General features: G+C 57.9%; 19 protein-coding genes and 1 other RNA gene. 7 read left to right on the top strand and 13 right to left on the bottom strand.

Annotated elements, in window-relative coordinates; genetic code table 11:
* Positions 1-23: 23 nt before the first annotated feature.
* The 9 genes from D9K61_RS26265 to D9K61_RS26225 all read right to left on the bottom strand — a co-directional run bounded on the left by D9K61_RS26265 (position 24) and on the right by D9K61_RS26225 (position 8,757).
* Entirely contained in the window at positions 24-1,127 is a 1,104-nt protein-coding gene (locus tag D9K61_RS26265) for a glycerate kinase (RefSeq protein ID WP_120636140.1), read from the bottom strand.
* The gene (dtd, locus tag D9K61_RS26260; RefSeq protein WP_120636139.1) at positions 1,124-1,564 is read right to left on the bottom strand and encodes a D-aminoacyl-tRNA deacylase; all 441 of its coding nucleotides are present in this window, start codon (positions 1,562-1,564) and stop codon (positions 1,124-1,126) included. The genes D9K61_RS26265 and dtd overlap by 4 nt, the downstream gene beginning before the upstream one ends.
* Before the next feature lie 42 nt (positions 1,565-1,606).
* Complete coding sequence (locus D9K61_RS26255) at positions 1,607-2,275, bottom strand: nitroreductase (protein ID WP_120636138.1); 669 nt, start codon at positions 2,273-2,275, stop codon at positions 1,607-1,609.
* 85 nt (positions 2,276-2,360) lie between these two features.
* Entirely contained in the window at positions 2,361-3,449 is a 1,089-nt protein-coding gene (locus D9K61_RS26250; protein ID WP_120636137.1) for a TFIIB-type zinc finger domain-containing protein, read from the bottom strand.
* A gap of 41 nt (positions 3,450-3,490) precedes the next feature.
* Positions 3,491-4,639: an SPFH domain-containing protein gene (locus D9K61_RS26245; RefSeq protein ID WP_120636136.1), complete on the bottom strand. Its 1,149-nt coding sequence runs from the start codon at positions 4,637-4,639 to the stop codon at positions 3,491-3,493.
* A gap of 22 nt (positions 4,640-4,661) precedes the next feature.
* Positions 4,662-5,654 carry a DUF2927 domain-containing protein gene (locus D9K61_RS26240; protein WP_371688499.1) on the bottom strand — a complete coding sequence of 331 codons (993 nt, stop codon included), beginning with the start codon at positions 5,652-5,654 and terminating at the stop codon, positions 4,662-4,664.
* Positions 5,632-6,822 (bottom strand): toxic anion resistance protein, encoded by a 1,191-nt coding sequence (locus tag D9K61_RS26235; RefSeq protein ID WP_120636135.1) that lies wholly within the window; start codon positions 6,820-6,822, stop codon positions 5,632-5,634. Before D9K61_RS26235 ends, D9K61_RS26240 begins: the two co-directional genes overlap by 23 nt.
* A gap of 30 nt (positions 6,823-6,852) precedes the next feature.
* A complete protein-coding gene (locus D9K61_RS26230) occupies positions 6,853-7,767 on the bottom strand; it encodes a 5-bromo-4-chloroindolyl phosphate hydrolysis family protein (protein WP_120636134.1) in 915 nt (304 codons plus the stop codon).
* A 174-nt stretch (positions 7,768-7,941) separates the two neighbouring features.
* Positions 7,942-8,757, bottom strand: a complete 816-nt coding sequence (locus D9K61_RS26225; protein WP_254055877.1) for a pseudouridine synthase — start codon at positions 8,755-8,757, stop codon at positions 7,942-7,944.
* Positions 8,758-8,818: 61 nt separating this feature from the next.
* Between D9K61_RS26225 and D9K61_RS26220 the strand changes: the two genes are divergently transcribed.
* On the top strand, positions 8,819-9,283 hold the full coding sequence (locus D9K61_RS26220) for a nucleoside deaminase (RefSeq protein ID WP_120636132.1): 465 nt from the start codon (positions 8,819-8,821) through the stop codon (positions 9,281-9,283).
* Positions 9,284-9,301: 18 nt separating this feature from the next.
* On the opposite strand, the gene D9K61_RS26215 is transcribed toward D9K61_RS26220, so the two are convergent.
* Positions 9,302-9,994, bottom strand: coding sequence for a metal-dependent hydrolase (locus tag D9K61_RS26215; RefSeq protein ID WP_120636131.1), 693 nt, complete (start codon positions 9,992-9,994; stop codon positions 9,302-9,304).
* Between the two features lie 59 nt (positions 9,995-10,053).
* Here D9K61_RS26215 and D9K61_RS27155 point away from each other — a divergent pair, with 59 nt between their 5' ends.
* Positions 10,054-10,215, top strand: coding sequence for a hypothetical protein (locus tag D9K61_RS27155; RefSeq protein WP_162947012.1), 162 nt, complete (start codon positions 10,054-10,056; stop codon positions 10,213-10,215).
* On the opposite strand, the gene D9K61_RS26210 is transcribed toward D9K61_RS27155, so the two are convergent.
* The 3 genes from D9K61_RS26210 to D9K61_RS27150 all read right to left on the bottom strand — a co-directional run bounded on the left by D9K61_RS26210 (position 10,216) and on the right by D9K61_RS27150 (position 11,879).
* Positions 10,216-10,905, bottom strand: coding sequence for an SGNH/GDSL hydrolase family protein (locus tag D9K61_RS26210; protein ID WP_120636130.1), 690 nt, complete (start codon positions 10,903-10,905; stop codon positions 10,216-10,218).
* A 96-nt stretch (positions 10,906-11,001) separates the two neighbouring features.
* Positions 11,002-11,565 (bottom strand): DUF4202 domain-containing protein, encoded by a 564-nt coding sequence (locus tag D9K61_RS26205; protein ID WP_120636129.1) that lies wholly within the window; start codon positions 11,563-11,565, stop codon positions 11,002-11,004.
* A gap of 155 nt (positions 11,566-11,720) precedes the next feature.
* Complete coding sequence (locus D9K61_RS27150) at positions 11,721-11,879, bottom strand: hypothetical protein (protein WP_162947044.1); 159 nt, start codon at positions 11,877-11,879, stop codon at positions 11,721-11,723.
* Between the two features lie 228 nt (positions 11,880-12,107).
* Here D9K61_RS27150 and gatC point away from each other — a divergent pair, with 228 nt between their 5' ends.
* The 5 genes from gatC (at position 12,108) to rnpB (ending at position 15,832) form a co-directional block, all read left to right on the top strand.
* A complete protein-coding gene (gene gatC / locus D9K61_RS26200) occupies positions 12,108-12,395 on the top strand; it encodes an Asp-tRNA(Asn)/Glu-tRNA(Gln) amidotransferase subunit GatC (protein WP_120636128.1) in 288 nt (95 codons plus the stop codon).
* A 3-nt stretch (positions 12,396-12,398) separates the two neighbouring features.
* Entirely contained in the window at positions 12,399-13,886 is a 1,488-nt protein-coding gene (gene gatA / locus D9K61_RS26195; protein WP_120636127.1) for an Asp-tRNA(Asn)/Glu-tRNA(Gln) amidotransferase subunit GatA, read from the top strand.
* Between the two features lie 38 nt (positions 13,887-13,924).
* On the top strand, positions 13,925-14,638 hold the full coding sequence (locus D9K61_RS26190) for a hypothetical protein (protein ID WP_120636126.1): 714 nt from the start codon (positions 13,925-13,927) through the stop codon (positions 14,636-14,638).
* Entirely contained in the window at positions 14,622-15,308 is a 687-nt protein-coding gene (locus D9K61_RS26185) for an N-acetylmuramoyl-L-alanine amidase (protein WP_254055876.1), read from the top strand. Before D9K61_RS26190 ends, D9K61_RS26185 begins: the two co-directional genes overlap by 17 nt.
* 124 nt (positions 15,309-15,432) lie before the next feature.
* An RNA gene (rnpB, locus tag D9K61_RS26180) (RNase P RNA component class A) lies at positions 15,433-15,832 on the top strand.
* The last annotated feature ends 3 nt before the right edge of the window (positions 15,833-15,835 follow it).

The raw sequence follows: 15,835 nt of genomic DNA, 5'->3' as shown, positions 1-15,835 counted from the left end.
TGGGACAGGGTAAAAACGTCAAACTACCTTCTTATTGCGACAACCAGATCCATGACATTTGTGCCCGTCGGGCCGGTCACAAGCAAAGCGTCGGCCTTGTCCAGATAGCTGCCGCTGTCGGCGTTTTCCAAAGCGATCTCAGCCTCCTTGGTCCAGGTTGAGCCGTCAACGATACCTCCTGCTGCATTTGTCGGGCCGTCCGTGCCGTCTGTGCCACCAACAACAACCGTGATGCCCGACAGACCAGAGATCTCGCGACCCAAGGCAAGTGCAAGCGCCTGATTTCGACCGCCTTGACCCGGGTTCTCGGGCAGGACGACTGTTGGCTCACCACCAAACACCATCACACCGGGTTCCATTTGTCGCAATCGCTGTCCCAGCTTGGCGGAAACGGAAAGGTAGTCATCGTGCAGGGCCTCTTCATCTGCATGCACGGGAAGTCCGGCGGCGTGGGCGGCCTCTGTCGCTGCGGTCCGTGCGTGTGCATTTGATGCAATGATGCGGGCGGTGGCTTCGAACGCGTAAGTTTCAGGCAAAGCACCGATCCCCGAACCGATAACGTGAAGATCATCACCGGGCACATCAGATATCGCCAGCACCGTTACCTTCTCGCCCGCAAAATGCGATAGCAACCCACCGCCTTTGACCCGAGACAGCGCGCGTCGTTTTGCGTTCATTGCCGTGATATCCAGACCTTCGGACAGTAGTTTCCTGTTCAGGGCCTCGAGATCCTCAAGCGAATTTCCCGGCAACAGATCCTCGGCCAACGACGACGCCCCACCTGAGACCAGAAGCAGCAGATGGGAGCCCGGCTGCATTGCCCCGACAGCAAGACGCAACGCCCGCCCACCTGCAAGGCTTCTCTCATCAGGCACGGGATGAGAGGCTTCGATGACCTCAACGCCGTCAGGCAGATCGCGGCCATGATCATCCTTGGTGACCACCAGGGTCGGAACCGTTCCGAAATGGTCCAACGCGGCGCGCGCCATCGCTGCGGCAGGCTTGCCAACGGCCAGAATTCGGTCGGGTTTCGAGACGCCCGACAAAGCGGTCTGTGTTGCGGTGTAGCCGTCAACCGCCGCGACCCCGGCCCGCCACAGTTTGATTGCTTGTTCTGCTTGGGTCATTGGCTGTCCATCCAGATTGTTACGGGTCCATCATTGATCAACTCAACGGCCATGTCCGCGCCGAACTGCCCTTTTTCAACGGCAATCCCTTGTGATGATAGGTTTTGGGCAAATACGTCGTACAACTGTTTGCCGGTGTCCGGGGCTGCGGCTTCCGAAAATCCCGGGCGGTTGCCGCTTGTCGTGTTGGCAGCCAAGGTGAACTGGCTGACGACCAAAGCAGATCCGCCGCAGTCCAGGATCGAGCGGTTCATCTTCCCAGCGTCATCCTTGAAAATGCGTAGCTTCGAAATCTTGGCAGCTAGCTTCTCGGCCTGCTGTTCATCATCGGCTTGCATGGCGCACACAAAGATCAGCAATCCCGGGCCTGATTGCCCGACAACCATATCGTCAACCGAGACTTTGGCGTGGGAAATACGTTGTAATAGCGCGCGCAAAATGAACCTCTGGTTATGTGCCGGTCTGTCTGATCGGAAGGTTTAGCCGCGCCAGTCGACAATGTCACCCAATGCCGCGCGATCCGTTCGAAAGGCGTTCGCCGGGTGGGTCGTGTCTGAATAGCCAAATGAAATCGCGCATAAGATCAACCGGTCATCGGGGATATCGAAATAGCGATGCAGAAACGGGCTATAGCTTGCAAGTGCTGCCTGCGGAATTGACGCAATTCCGAGGGCTTGCGCGGCCAATGTAAATGCCGTGACAAACCCACCGCAATCCAATGCGCCATAAGCGCCCAGTTCGACCGGGCTGGAGACAATGGCGCAATGCGGCGCACCAAACAAAGTGAAGTTTTCCATCATTTGACGCGCAGACGCCGCTCGATCGCCGCGTTCCACCCCAGTTGCTTCGTACAATGCCCAGCCGCAGGCGCGGCGGCGATCCTGATAGACACCGGAGTACGACGTCGGAAAAGGCAGGTCAGGCACAGGCGGCCCAGTCTCGGCCTCGGCGCGCATGGCGCGGCGGAACATGTCCGTTTCCTTGCCGCTGGCGATCACCACGCTCCATGGCTGCGCATTGCACCAGCTTGGAACACGCGAGGCACTGATCAGGATTTGTTCGATTTGATCCCTGGAAACCGGGTCGGGACGAAATGCACGACAGGAATGCCGATCCTCAAGCAGGGTATTCAGAATGGATATCGACACAGCAGCTTCCCTCTGACTTCGCGATGCGGAGGATGGCTTTGGATCAAAGGATATTCAAGAGGGCTGGGTGTCCGGCGAGCAAGCGCTATTGTTGCCCCGTCGCCACCAGATAACCGACACCGGCAGCGATCAGCAGGCCCAGAACCACAGCGATGGTGATCTTGATCGCGGACCAGGGGCGCTCTCCCTGTACGCGCCCGGTGCGCCCGTTCACTACGAAACGATAGGTTTGTCCGCGGTACTTATAGGCGGCCATCCAAACCGGCAACAGGATGTGTTTAAACGTGACATTCCGAACATCTGTGTCCACGGCGTGGATGCGCTGCCGGTCTCCGCCGATATCGAAACGCACATCGCGCTCGATCACCCGCGCCATATAGGCGCGCGCCTCGGCATGACCCTCTTGTAACTCCACGGTGTAGGCCTCGGCCCGAAAGCCCGCCAGGTACTCAGGTTGATAGGGCTCTAATGCGGGTAGGTCCCATGGTTCAAGCGCATCCGTGTACTTCTTGGGAAGTGAGCGTGACGCCAATACCAAAACATCATCAAAAAACCGCGCGACACGTCCTGATTTGGGCGTCCAGCGGACCTTTGGCACTTGCTGCTGCACACGTTTTCCGTCGCGTATCACCGTGCGGGTTTCATAGTAAACCACGCCACGTTCACCGCGATAACTGGACTTTGTGTCAGCATCGAAAGTCCAGTAGGGCACATAAATACCCTGCATCCTGCGCCCTTTGCGGGCATAGTCCTTCAGTCCATTGGGGGCGAACCACAGACCGCCCAACCAGTCGCTCATGCCCTTATGGGCGGCGCGTTCGTCCAATGCGAAAGGCAATACACCTTTCGGTTTGATATGCCTGCTGACCCCGGTATCTGTCACCACAGGCGTGGCGCAGAACGGACATTCGGCTGCATGCGTATCCGGATCGAACTCGACCTGAGCGGCACAGTTCGGACAGGACAGGACGCGGGTTTCTTCAATCTCACTTTCGGGCAAGCGATCCGCGATGGCCGCGTCAAAATCCAGTTCGCGCAGACTGGCACCGCCCCAGGGGCCGGTGCTGATCGGCTCGGAATGACCGCAATGGTCGCATGTCAGGGTGCCATCGCCTGGATTGAAGCGGTAATCCGCCCCACATTGGTCGCAGGGAAAGCGGTGTTCTTCGGTCATTTGTCCGCCTTGTTTGCCGTCATTTGACTAGTTGGTTGGCATCAAGTCCCCGGAGGTGGAGGTGGCAATATCGTAAACAACTGCGCCAATTCCTGAACATCACCTGCTTTTTTCCAACCGTCCTGACCCGCTGTCCAAACATGCGTGTCGCGCGTGATATCACCGTCGGTTGCCATGCGGCCCATCTTGGCTTTCGAAAACGGCCCGCTCGTCTGACCATCCACCGCGATATGCCACACATGCTCAACCGGAGGCGGGGGTGGCGGTGCCGCATGTACTGGTGGTTGCTGGGCAGCGGGGGCGGACGATCCCCATGGGCCGCTGGGTTGGCCCGCTGCCATGTTCGACAGTTGCTGCGCCATGGCCATTCCCATGCCCATGCCAAGACCAGCCCCCATGCCGCCGCCTTGCCCGGGGTTGTTCGCAGCCGCTGTCATTGCCTCGGCCGCTGAATACTGGGTGAACTTGCCCAAATCTCCAGCAAGACCCATCGAGGTCCGCTTGTCCAGCGCAGCCTCGACAGCCGGCGGCAGTGAGATGTTCTCGATATAAAACTCAGGCATATCCAGCCCGTAACCGTCAAGGACGGGCGAGACTTCGGCCGCAATCAACTTGCCCAGATCGGCAGTATTGGCCGCCATGTCCAGAACCGGGATACCCGAACCCGCGATCACGCGGCTGAATTCTTGAACGATGATGTTGCGGATTTGAAAGCTGATTTCGTCCATGGTGAATTCACCATCGGTGCCGACGATTTCGACCAGGAATTTGGCTGCGTCCTTCACACGAACTGTATAGGTGCCAAAGGCGCGGATGCGCGTCGGGCCGAACTCTGGATCGCGCAGCATGATCGGGTTCTTGGTGCCCCATTTCAGGTTGTTGAACCGTGTCGTGTTGACGAAATAAATCTCGGATTTGAACGGAGACTGGAACCCGTGATCCCAATGTTGAAGGGTCGTCAGGATCGGCATGTTGTTGGTTTCAAGCATATAAAGACCCGGCGTGAACACGTCCGCCAATTGGCCCTCATGGACAAAAACGGCAGCCTGACCTTCGCGCACAGTCAGCTTGGCACCGTATTTGATTTCGTGCCCTTCTCGTTCGAACCGCCAGACCATTGTGTCACGGCTGTCATCCACCCAGTGGATGACATCAATGAATTCTCCGGTCAGAAAATCGAAAATTCCCATTTGGGTTCTCCTGTCCTTGGGGTCAGAGCGGCTGCCCCATCAATTCGCGTGCAATGATCCGTACCACCGGTCGGGCCTGATCGACCGAGACGCCCGGCTCCAGACGCGGATCATACAACATTGTCAGCAGTTTCTCGTCATGGCTGGTCAGCAACGCAAATTCATCATCATCATTAAAGATAGATGGTCGCGCAGCCGGGCTGTCGTTGGACAATCCCAGACCCTGAGCAATTTCTTCGTGAATGCAGCTGCGCCGCACCAGATCAGGCAATTCCGAGCGGATCAAAGTCACCGCGCGCACGTATTTGAACGGTGACGCGTTGGTGGCCGAAGCGAAGACAAAACAGTCAAAATTGGCCCGCGGGTTGGCCACCAGTTCCAACGAGGCCTGACTTATTCCAGGAATCAGCTGTTTCAGCCGCTTGACGACATATGCGCTGTCGTCCTTCCCTGCAAAAAAGACATGGAAGTTTGCATTGCGATTGACGGTCGAAACCTGGTGACGGGTAAGTTTGGCCAGGCGACCGGCAAACGACTTGACCTGTGCGGCGTCTTGCTCACGCGTCGCTGGCAAGACCGACGGGCCAAATTCGGTTTTGATGCGCACAGGCCCGGACCAGCGGCTAAGCTGGCCATCTGTTTGGCGCGAGCCAATTGATATGCTGTGATTGGGATACTCGCTGTAAAACGCGATCGCCTCGAAATTTCGCGCAAGATCATCGGCGTCATAGGGCGTGTCCGGGCCACCACCATCGGTGCGCAGTAAACCGCGTGTTAGCAGGTCTCGTTCAACACGTTTGTAGAACCGGGCCAAATCCTGACTGGCCGCTGATGGCGGTACATAAGCAACCGGAACAGCGGCGGGCGCAGCCGGGCGGGGTTCAGGAACAACGGATGTTGTCAGTGCTTCCTCGCAATTGGCCAGCGCCAAAAGCGAGGCCGCGCCAAGCCCCAACCTGAGAGATCTTATTGGCTGCACGCCGCGTCCACCTTTAGCCCGGAACTGCCGTTCCAGCGTTGTCACCCGTACCGTCCTTGCGTGCCTTGGCGGATGCCAGGGTATCGCGCAGTTCGGTTTCCATTTTCTGCAGTTCCTCTTCGGCGGCGGCGCGCTTGGCTTTGCCCTCGTCCGCGATCGCCAAACTTTCGTTGATGGTTCCTATCAAGTCCGCATTGGCTTGTTTGACGGCCTCGATGTCGAAGACGCCCCGTTCCATTTCTTCGCGGATCATCTTGTTGGATTCGCGCAGATTTGCGGCGTTTGAGGTCAGCAATTCATTGGTCAGGTCATTGGCATCACGCACAGCTGCCGCCGCTTCCGCGCTGCGCTGGATCGTAACCGCTTGCGCCAGTTGCGTTTCCCATAGCGGCACGGTGTTGACCAGGGTCGAGTTGATCTTGGTCACCAACGACTTGTCGTTCTCCTGCACCAAACGGATCGAGGGCAGCGATTGCATTGTCACCTGCCGTGTCAGTTTCAGGTCATGGACCCGACGCTCAAGATCGTCGCGCGCGGCGCGCATGTCGCGCAGCTCTTGCGCTTTCATCACCTGCTCTTCTTCCGGCGCAGCCTGAACTGCTGCTTCTTTTTCCGGGATGTCCTGGCTGTCCAGCTCGGTCAGCTTTTCCTCACCCGCCGCGATATACAAGGCCAGCTCGTCGTAAAACCCCAAGGTTTTTCCGTATAGCAGGTCCAGCGACTTGATGTCTTTAAGCAGCGTGTGCTCGTGTCCCAGCAGGTCATCCGTGATCCGGTCGATCTGACCCTGAACATCTTCGAACTGTGCGGTGAATTTGGCAAACGGTGCAGCCTTGCCAAGCAACCTCTCCCACCAACTGCGCTCGCGACGCACGTCCAACTCACTGACCGAAAACCCGCGAATTGTCGTGACGATGTTGCGCAGGCTGTCCCCTGCGGGCCCAACGTCCTTGTTGCGCACATCTGCGAGCATGGCCTGGCTGATCTCTTGCAGCTCGGACTGCGCGGATGAGCCGAATGCGACGATCGAGTTGGTGTTCCCCATATCGATTTCGTCCATCCGCCTGCGAATCTCAGCGCTGACGGGCGCGTCGGCATCTTCAAGCGAGATGATTTCGGCTTGTGGTTCGGGCAACGCAACTGCGGTGACTTCCTGTACCAGCGTTTCTGCCTGAACCGCCTTGTTTTTGATCTCGTCGGACATGGGGATGTTCCTTACTCAGATAATGGCCGGTCAGTCCAACCGGACGCCTTCGCGCTGCAGCCTTTCGCGCAACACATCGATTTCAACCGTCAGATCACTGCGGTCATCCAATAGCATCTTGCGCGTGCGCGCAGTGAAATTCTGTTCCAGATCGTCCAATAACGCTGAATAATCTTCCAGTGCTTGTTTATCCCGGGTGCGGGCAAAGACATCCGCAAATTTCACTGTCGCGTCGCGAGCCCCTTGCAAGTAGACGGTTAGATATTTGCGGGCACCTGCCAGATCACGGGGATCTTCCTCGACTGTGCGGAACAGATCGCGTGCGGTGTCCTGAAACCGTTCGACCCGCGCTTCGATCCGACGATCACCAGCGCGTTTGATCGCATCCGTCATCTCGGTCAGATGGGCTTCGGCGCCTTCAACAACACGCGCCACTCGGTCCTGTTGAAAGGTATCAATACCCTCCATCCCCTTGTCTTTCATAGGGTCCAGGCCAAAGGATACCGAATGCAGAACGGTTGCGACTGCACCAAACAGGATCGGGGCCAGAAGGCTGACTTGCGATGCAGCCTCAGCATCCAGAAACTCGTTTCGGTAGGATGCGAGCGCTGCGCCAAGCCCGGTCAAAACGCTGGAGAATATCTTGCGCGGGAAGGCGGGTCGCCTTGCAGTGCGGCGCGCCTTAAAGGCGGCCTCGGCCCGCAACCCCTCGCGCAGCAAGAACGCGGCGGCCGTCAGCAAGCCTGCTGCCACAAGCCCTATCGTCATGCCAATGGCGCCGTCGTTCAGAGACAAAAACACCAAGGGTATTGCCGGAACAAACAGCGCATTTGCGCGCGCACCCGCAGGTTCAACCTGCGCGCCGTCGAACTGCCCGCGCTGATGCGACTCGTCAGACGAAGGCTCATCTTGTGGGCTGAATTTTCCGCCGTACCGTTTTGCCATGCGCTACAAGCCTCCGAGGACGCCGGTACAGACGCCGAACAAAAGCACCAGTAGGGCCGCATAGGCCAGTTTTTGCACTCCGGTTCCGGACATGTCGCCCCCCAATAGCAGCATTCGCAGAAAATTTAGTAGATGCGAGGGCTTGGCGCTAGGGGGAAGGTTGCTAAACCCGCATCACTTGCGAAGTTTCTTGCCGACGGGTGCCCGTTTTCTTTGTGGACGAGGCGCTTTTTTGGCTGTTCCCTCAGGTTCGGCTTCGGCATCCAGACCCAACTGGTCGCGCATCACGCGGCGACGGATTTCTTCAACTGCGCCAGGTTTCAGATCGCCCAACTGAAATGGGCCGTATGAGACGCGCAGCAGTCGGTTTACGGTAAGTCCGATATCTTCGATCGCGCGGCGGATCTCGCGGTTCTTGCCTTCGCGTAGCCCAATCGTCAGCCAGGCGTTGGCACCTTGTTGACGATCCAGCGTGACAGTCATCGGCTGAAATCGCTCTCCTTCGATGACAAGGCCTTTTCTTAAAGGCGCAAAATCCTCGTCCTTCGGGCGGCCATTCACCCTGACACGGTATTTGCGCAGCCATCCGGTTGCCGGCAGTTCCAGCTTGCGCTTGATGCCGCCATCATTGGTCAGCAGCAATAACCCTTCCGAGTTCAAATCCAACCTTCCGACACTCATGACACGCGGCATGTCTTCGGGCAGCTTGTCAAAGATCGTTGCGCGGCCCTTTTCGTCGCGCGTTGTGGTCACCAGCCCCGAGGGCTTGTGATACAGCCAAAGGCGTGAGGGTTCTGGTTCTGACACCGGTTTGCCATCAACGGTGATCTTATCCTTGGCAGTGACATTCAGGGCAGGGCTGTCGATCGCCTTGCCATTGACGGCGACGCGGCCAGCTTCGATCATGCGTTCGGCTTCACGACGCGAGGCGACGCCAGCGCGTGCCAGCACTTTGGCGATCCGGTCGCCGGGAGGAGGGGTGTTGCTCATGCGAGGGCCATAGCGCATCTGGTCTGCTTGCGAAAGACAGGTTTCTGTTGCAGTCAGGGGTATGATGTTCCGAACACATATGACCCAGGCACTGGCAGAGGCACGCGCCGCCGCTGATCGTGGTGAGGTGCCTGTCGGCGCGGTCATCGTGGCGCCAGATGGTCAAATCGTGTCTGCGGCTGGAAATCGCACGCGCGAATTGAACGATCCAACGGCGCATGCCGAGATTCTGGCGCTGCGCACCGCATGCGCTGCGGCAGGGTCCGAGCGCTTGCCTGACCATGACCTATACGTCACTTTGGAGCCCTGCGCGATGTGCGCCGCCGCGCTGGCCGCCGCGCGCATTCGGCGTATCTATTACGGTGCAGCGGATCCGAAATCCGGTGGCGTTGCCCACGGGGCACGGGTCTTTTCCCACAAACAAGCCCACCATATTCCCGAGGTTTATGACGGCATCGCCGATGAGGAAGCTGCAGCACTTTTGAAAGCCTTTTTTGCTGCGCGCAGGCAGGACTTTCCGGATTGATCCGGCAAGTTCCTTGAATCAAAGGGTGATGGGCTGCATCAACTGAGGCTCGATCACGTCCACCCCCGGCAATCCCTCGATCAGGTCCTGAGCTGACTGTTCGAGGATGGGAAAAGTCTTGTAATGGCAGGGAATGAGCGTCTTGAAGTTGAAATACCGCTTGGCTGCGTAAGCTGTTGCTTTCATGTCCATGGTAAAGTGACCTCCGGCTGACAAGATGCCGATATCGGGTTTGTAGTAGTCACCCATCCAATCCATGTCGGCCATGATGTCGGTATCGCCTGAAACATAAATCATATGTCCTTCGGTCGCGATCATGAACCCGACCTCACTGCCTCCTGTGCGCAGCCCGTCGGGTGTCGAGAAGGTCGAACTGTGAGATGCAGGCACCATTGTCACCTTGATGCCATTCAGGTTTACCGTGCCACCTTTGTTGAAGCCAATCGTTTCAACCCCTTCGGCCTCGCTCCAGTACCCCATCAGGTCGTATTGCCCGACAACAGGCACACTAAGATGCTTGGCCAATGACAAAACGTCGGCGACATGGTCGAAATGAGTGTGTGTCAGCAGGATATGAGTAGCACCTTCGGTGACGGCGTCATGCTGCGCCTCGTCCAGGACTGGGTTTCCAGTCAGCCACGGGTCAATCAATAACACCTGGCCTTGGGTTTCGATGCGGAAACTGCCATGACCCAACCAAATAATTTTCATTAAAAAATCCTCCCATACCTGCTTTTGGCAGCAGCCTATCATCCGCCATGTAAAAATTCATGGGCTGGATGCAGGAAATCGACGGCTATTGTGAACGCCTGTCGGTCGGTTATCGGGCTGAAGCGATCAACGCTGTTGCAAATGCGGACTTTTTAATCGCGGCCTGGGTCATGTGGCGGCATGTTCGCGGTGCATATCCCGCGCGTGGATCGAATACGTGATCATAGACCTTTGGTTTTGATAACTTTTGCGACCCGCTCGCCAATGATGCGGCTGGACTTTCGGGAGGGGTGGATCAGGTCAAATGAGAAGTACGACGCATCGCCCGCGCGGGCGACGTCGTGGTTGGAGACAAACGTAATACCCTGTTCTTGTTGTGCGAGCCGGGCAATACGGGCCTCAAACTCATCACCTTCGGCTTTGCAATGCTCGATGGGTGTCAGCAGTTTGGGGCTGCGCAGATACCCGACATAGATGACCTGAGTGCCACCGTCCCTAATCCGGCGCAGGAATTGTGGAATCTGACCGGACTGCCCGTCAGCTGATATCATTCTGTCCAAAACTGCGTCGCATCGTGCGCAGCCGCATCCCAGCATCAGATCATTGCCGCCACCGTTGACGATTGCCCATTTCCAATCACCTTCGACAAATTGCGCCTGAACGCCGGTTTCGGGGTGGCCATCGGTGTCGAACTGCGTTTGCAGCCACGCAGCAGACACCGTTCTGTCGATGACTGCTGACCCGATGTTCTTCTCAACCACATCCGGGATGGAGGAGCCCGAGGTTGAATTCCACGCCATCAAAGAATCGCCGACGGCGATTATTTTTGCATTTGGCTGACTGGACGGCGCCTCTTGGCACCCAAGCAGGCAGCTAAGCAACCCGACAAGGTGAATGAGCTTTTTTGGCATGTAAGACCTAATATTCGATGATTTTGATAGTCTCAATAGGAGACGAGATTGGTAAACGGTCCATTAATAAAATTATGAATTCTGTCTCAGCTTCCGTCAGTCCTGAAATGCGGCAGCCAGTTGGAGCGGCAGTTCAAATTCACTCAATACCCTTGTGCGACCATCAGCTGACATCTTGCGCGCCGTCTTTTCAACGATGCTCTGAATCTTCTCGGCCGAGTGTTTCGCGGCGAAGGGCTGGAAGTACCATTTGAGAAAGACGAAGCAAATCACATCCTCAAGCGCTTGTACCTCGGCGTCGCGCTTGATGCCCTGTTTGCGCAGCATCCGTCCGGCTGTTTCTGCCTGACTCTCACTGTATCCGTTTTGGATCATCAGCGATATGACGACATCGGCATGATGCACCCCTTGGGCTTTGCGCCAAGCCAGATATCCCGTACGCCCTTCGGGGTATTCGCTGCGGGCAAGTTTCCAGCGTTCGATATGCTGACCACGTGCGGCGATCTGCAATTCATCAGACGCGTCCGGAAACAAGCGATCCAGTTCTGCGCTCATCCTTGACCCATAAAGCAAAGCTTCGGGCTGGTCGTTGTCGATGTTGGGGTCTTTTGCATTGGCCGCATCTATTGCGTCCAGAACCGCTTGCTTTCGCGCGCTCATTCATCGCTCCGTTGGCTTGCTGGAACTGCACGTTGTGCGGGCAGTTCATAAGGGTTTTCGGAGCTATGGTAGCGGCTAGATACGGCAAGTGCATCACTCAATTGCACCTATGCCGGGTCAGACAAGGGGGAACTGACCCGGCCGGTACGGGCAGCTTAGTTGCCCGGCTTAACTTTGTCCTGGGTGACTGGCTCCGACAACGGTGTGGGGAAGCTCAGGTTGCGTGTTAGGTTGGTCATGTCGACACCCATGGCCATGGCCGGTGCGGCAAGAACGGTGGTAGACAAGATGGCGGCTGTGATGAAGGTTTTCATTTCTGTCTCCGTTGTTGTGCTGTGTCACATGATAGAAAATGAACAGTCCAGTTCAGTTTTCAAGACATAAAGTGAACTATTTAGTTTACTTTTTTGCATACCGGGTATTCAGGATTGAATGGCAGGAAACCACAGGTGGCCTGACACATGGGCAAACGCGGCCCTCAGCGGTCTTGCGACTGGTGCGCCAGACGGGTAAATGCCCCCTAACGTATATGAGGGAAGCCGATGTCGATTGACCAAAGCACCGCCGCCAAGGTGGCCAAACTGGCCCGGATCAAGGTCGAGGATGACGCGCTGCCGGCGCTGGCCTCGGAATTCAACACGATCCTGGGGTTCATCGAGCAACTGAACGAAGTCGATGTCGATGGGGTTGAACCGATGGTCTCGGTCGAGCCCATGCGCCTGAAACGACGTGAAGATGTGGTCACCGACGGCGGCCAGCAGGACAAGGTTCTGGCCAACGCCCCCGACGCGCGCGAGGGATTTTTCGCAGTCCCCAAAGTGGTGGAGTAAGACATGAGCGATCTGAATAAACTGGGTCTGGCCGAAGCCCGCGATGCGCTGCGCGCTGGCGACGTGACCTCGGTCGAGCTGACCGAATCCTGTCTGAAGGCGATTGATGAGGCCGACGCGCTGAACGCCTTTGTCCACAAGACGCCCGAGATCGCGCTGGAACGCGCCAAGGCGGCGGATGACCGTATCAAAGGCGGCGACGCGCCGTCGATGTGTGGCCTTCCGATCGGCGTCAAGGATCTGTTCTGCACCAAGGGCGTGCCGTCTCAGGCCGCTTCAAAGATTCTGGAAGGGTTCAAACCGGAATACGAATCCACTGTGTCACAGCAACTGGTTGACGCCGGTGCGGTGATGCTGGGCAAGCTGAACATGGATGAGTTTGCCATGGGATCGTCCAACGAAACCTCTGCCTATGGCAACGCGGTCAGCCCGTGGCGGCGTGGCAACGATGACGCGCAGCTAACACCGGGCGGCTCGTCGGGCGGTTCCGCCTCGGCCGTTTCCGCAGATCTGTGCCTGGCTGCGACCGGCACCGATACTGGCGGATCAATCCGCCAACCGGCAGCATTTGTGGGCATCACCGGCATCAAGCCGACCTATGGCCGCTGTTCGCGCTGGGGCATCGTGGCGTTTGCCTCCTCGCTGGATCAGGCCGGACCAATGACCAAAAACGTGCGCGACGCGGCGATCATGCTTGAAACCATGTGCGGGCACGATCCGAAGGATTCGACCAGTGCCGAACTGGCCGTCCCCAATTTCGAGGCGATGCTGACCGGCGACATCCGCGGTAAGAAAATCGGTATCCCCAAGGAATACCGTATGGACGGAATGCCGTCCGAGATCGAAAAGCTGTGGGCCGATGGCGCTGCGATGTTGAAAGATGCAGGCGCTGAGATGGTCGATATCTCGCTGCCGCACACGAAATACGCACTGCCGGCCTATTACGTGATTGCCCCGGCCGAGGCCTCCTCGAACCTCGCCCGCTATGACGGTGTGCGCTATGGCCGCCGGGCACAATTGGCGCAGGGTGACGGCATCACCGAGATGTATGAAAAGACCCGCGCCGAAGGGTTTGGCCACGAAGTTCAGCGCCGGGTGATGATCGGAACCTATGTGCTGTCGGCAGGATTCTATGATGCCTACTACAATCGCGCACGGAAGGTGCGGAACCTGATCAAGAAAGACTTTGAGGATGTGTTTGCCAAGGGCATCGACGCCATCCTGACGCCTGCGACGCCATCAGCCTCATTCGGCTTGGGTGAGATGACCGAGGCTGATCCGGTGCAAATGTATTTGAACGATGTCTTCACCGTCACGGTTAACCTGGCGGGGCTGCCGGGTATTTCGGTACCGGCTGGCCTGGATTCGCAAGGCCTGCCATTGGGGTTGCAACTGATCGGACGTCCCTGGGATGAAGGTGATCTGCTCAACACCGCCTATGCGCTGGAAAACGCGGCTGGTTTTGTGGCCAAGCCCGGGAAATGGTGGTAAGCCTCGGGCCGCCAGGACAACAGATACGGAGCCATTGCATGCGCTTTTTGCCCTTGATTCCCGCCATCGCACTTATCGCTGCGTGCAACACGGTTGCACCGGTTACCGGTGCGGGTTTCAACACGCCACAGTATCAGGCTCAGCGTGAGGCTCAGCTGGCCGGGCAGGGGACTGTCGGCGACCCTCTGTTGGCCCCGGCGGATGTCTCGCAGGAGACCCTGGGCGCGCAAGGTACGGGTTCAACCTTTCCTGCAGCGTCGGGTTCCAATGCCGATATTGCCAACCAGACAGCGGCTGCTTTGGCCAACACGTCTGGCGGAGGAGGCGCAACCGCCGTTGTAACCACGGCACCCAACAACACCGGGATTTCCGACGAACAGGATTTTGCTGCAGTTTCCGAGCGCCGCAGTATCGAATCCGATGCCGCTCGAATCGACCAGAACCGCCAAACCTATGAGGTCGTGGCGCCAACAGCCGTTCCTGAACGCAGCACCGGTGGCCAGCCCAATATCGTACAATACGCGCTTAGCACGACGAACCCGGTTGGTGCCCAGCTGTACAGCCGGGCCGGGTTCAATCTACAGGCCAAAGCCCAGCGAAATTGTGCGCAGTTTCCGTCATCCGATCAGGCTCAGATAGAATTTTTGTCTAACGGGGGCCCTCAGCGAGATCGCAAGGGTCTGGACCCGGATGGTGATGGATTTGCCTGCAGCTGGGACCCAAGCCCGTTTCGCAGTGCCGTCAACAACTGACCCGCAGACGCCGATCTGGCACCCATCACCCAATTTCGGCCCGCGCCGGGATGGGTTGCAGCCGTCTCTCATCGTCATCCACTACACCGCTATGGACAACGCTGAGGTGGCTCTGGATCGTTTATGTGATCCAGAAGCACAGGTTTCAGCACATTATCTGATCGGCGTATGTGGAACCGTTTGGCAGATGGTACGCGAAGAAGATCGTGCCTGGCACGCAGGTGCCGGCGAATGGCGCGGCAAGGACGACATAAACTCGCGTTCCATCGGGGTCGAGCTGGATAACAAAGGCGATCACCCATTTGCACAGCCTCAAATGGATGCGCTCGAGCGTCTGCTGCCCAGGATCATGGACCGATGGGCTATCGCCCCGGATGGCGTAATCGGCCATTCCGATATGGCCCCCGGGCGCAAATCGGATCCTGGTGCCAAATTCGATTGGCCAAGGTTGGAAAACCAACGACTGGCACAACGACGCGGATACGCCAAGAGCCCTGAGATTGCGTCGATGGATGAGTTCCGCGCGCGCGCCCGGGATGCAGGTTTCACCTCTGATGCGGACGATGCCACCCTGCTTGCTGCGGTTCGACTCAGATACAGGCCATGGTCCAATGGCCCTTTGACACCTGAAGATTTCTCGCCGCTCGGTCACACGACCCTCTCGACCTGATCCACCCTTCATCTGGCCCAAAATATCCCGGGGATGAATTGGCCAAAGGCCAAGAAGGGGCTGGCCCCTTCCCACCCTATCTGCCCTTGACCTGCGTCCTGTCTCGTCATACCTGAACCCTCGCGCGGAGGGCCGGATGGCCGCTGGGGCTTGAGGGCCCGAGAGGAAAGTCCGGACTCCACAAGGCAACGGTGCCGGGTAACGCCCGGGCGGGGAAACCCGACGGAAAGCGCCACAGAAATCAGACCGCCGCGGATTTCGGTCCGAGGTAAGGGTGAAACGGTGGGGTAAGAGCCCACCGCGCCGCTGGCAACAGCGGTGGCACGGCAAGCCCCACCGGGAGCAATGCCAAATAGGGTCCCCACGCGGGCCGGTCGGCGTCAGCCGATACCGCCGCTAAGCGCGTCTTGGCCGAGAGGGACCGGGTTGGCAGCTTGAGCCACGCAGTAATGCGCGGCCTAGAGGAATGGTCATCGAAGGGGGCAACCCTGGAACAAGATCCGGCTTACAGGCCCTCCGCGCATGTT

Origin of the sequence: Ruegeria sp. EL01 (genome assembly GCF_900313035.1) — a bacterium.
GTDB lineage: Bacteria > Pseudomonadota > Alphaproteobacteria > Rhodobacterales > Rhodobacteraceae > Ruegeria.
The sequence above is the reverse complement of the archived record's forward strand: the minus strand, read 5'-3'. Positions and strand labels throughout refer to the sequence as shown.

Bases quoted from the DNA above. Each gene is read 5' to 3' on its own strand.
- D9K61_RS26265 (WP_120636140.1), bottom strand. From the start codon at position 1,127: ATGACCCAAGCAGAACAAGCAATCAAACTGTGGCGGGCCGGGGTCGCG.
- D9K61_RS26250 (WP_120636137.1), bottom strand. From the start codon at position 3,449: ATGACCGAAGAACACCGCTTTCCCTGCGACCAATGTGGGGCGGATTAC.
- D9K61_RS26245 (WP_120636136.1), bottom strand. From the start codon at position 4,639: ATGGGAATTTTCGATTTTCTGACCGGAGAATTCATTGATGTCATCCAC.
- D9K61_RS26235 (WP_120636135.1), bottom strand. From the start codon at position 6,822: ATGTCCGACGAGATCAAAAACAAGGCGGTTCAGGCAGAAACGCTGGTA.
- D9K61_RS26230 (WP_120636134.1), bottom strand. From the start codon at position 7,767: ATGGCAAAACGGTACGGCGGAAAATTCAGCCCACAAGATGAGCCTTCG.
- D9K61_RS26225 (WP_254055877.1), bottom strand. From the start codon at position 8,757: ATGAGCAACACCCCTCCTCCCGGCGACCGGATCGCCAAAGTGCTGGCA.
- D9K61_RS26220 (WP_120636132.1), top strand. From the start codon at position 8,819: ATGATGTTCCGAACACATATGACCCAGGCACTGGCAGAGGCACGCGCC.
- D9K61_RS26215 (WP_120636131.1), bottom strand. From the start codon at position 9,994: ATGAAAATTATTTGGTTGGGTCATGGCAGTTTCCGCATCGAAACCCAA.
- D9K61_RS27155 (WP_162947012.1), top strand. From the start codon at position 10,054: ATGGGCTGGATGCAGGAAATCGACGGCTATTGTGAACGCCTGTCGGTC.
- D9K61_RS26210 (WP_120636130.1), bottom strand. From the start codon at position 10,905: ATGCCAAAAAAGCTCATTCACCTTGTCGGGTTGCTTAGCTGCCTGCTT.
- D9K61_RS26205 (WP_120636129.1), bottom strand. From the start codon at position 11,565: ATGAGCGCGCGAAAGCAAGCGGTTCTGGACGCAATAGATGCGGCCAAT.
- D9K61_RS27150 (WP_162947044.1), bottom strand. From the start codon at position 11,879: ATGAAAACCTTCATCACAGCCGCCATCTTGTCTACCACCGTTCTTGCC.
- gatC (WP_120636128.1), top strand. From the start codon at position 12,108: ATGTCGATTGACCAAAGCACCGCCGCCAAGGTGGCCAAACTGGCCCGG.
- gatA (WP_120636127.1), top strand. From the start codon at position 12,399: ATGAGCGATCTGAATAAACTGGGTCTGGCCGAAGCCCGCGATGCGCTG.
- D9K61_RS26190 (WP_120636126.1), top strand. From the start codon at position 13,925: ATGCGCTTTTTGCCCTTGATTCCCGCCATCGCACTTATCGCTGCGTGC.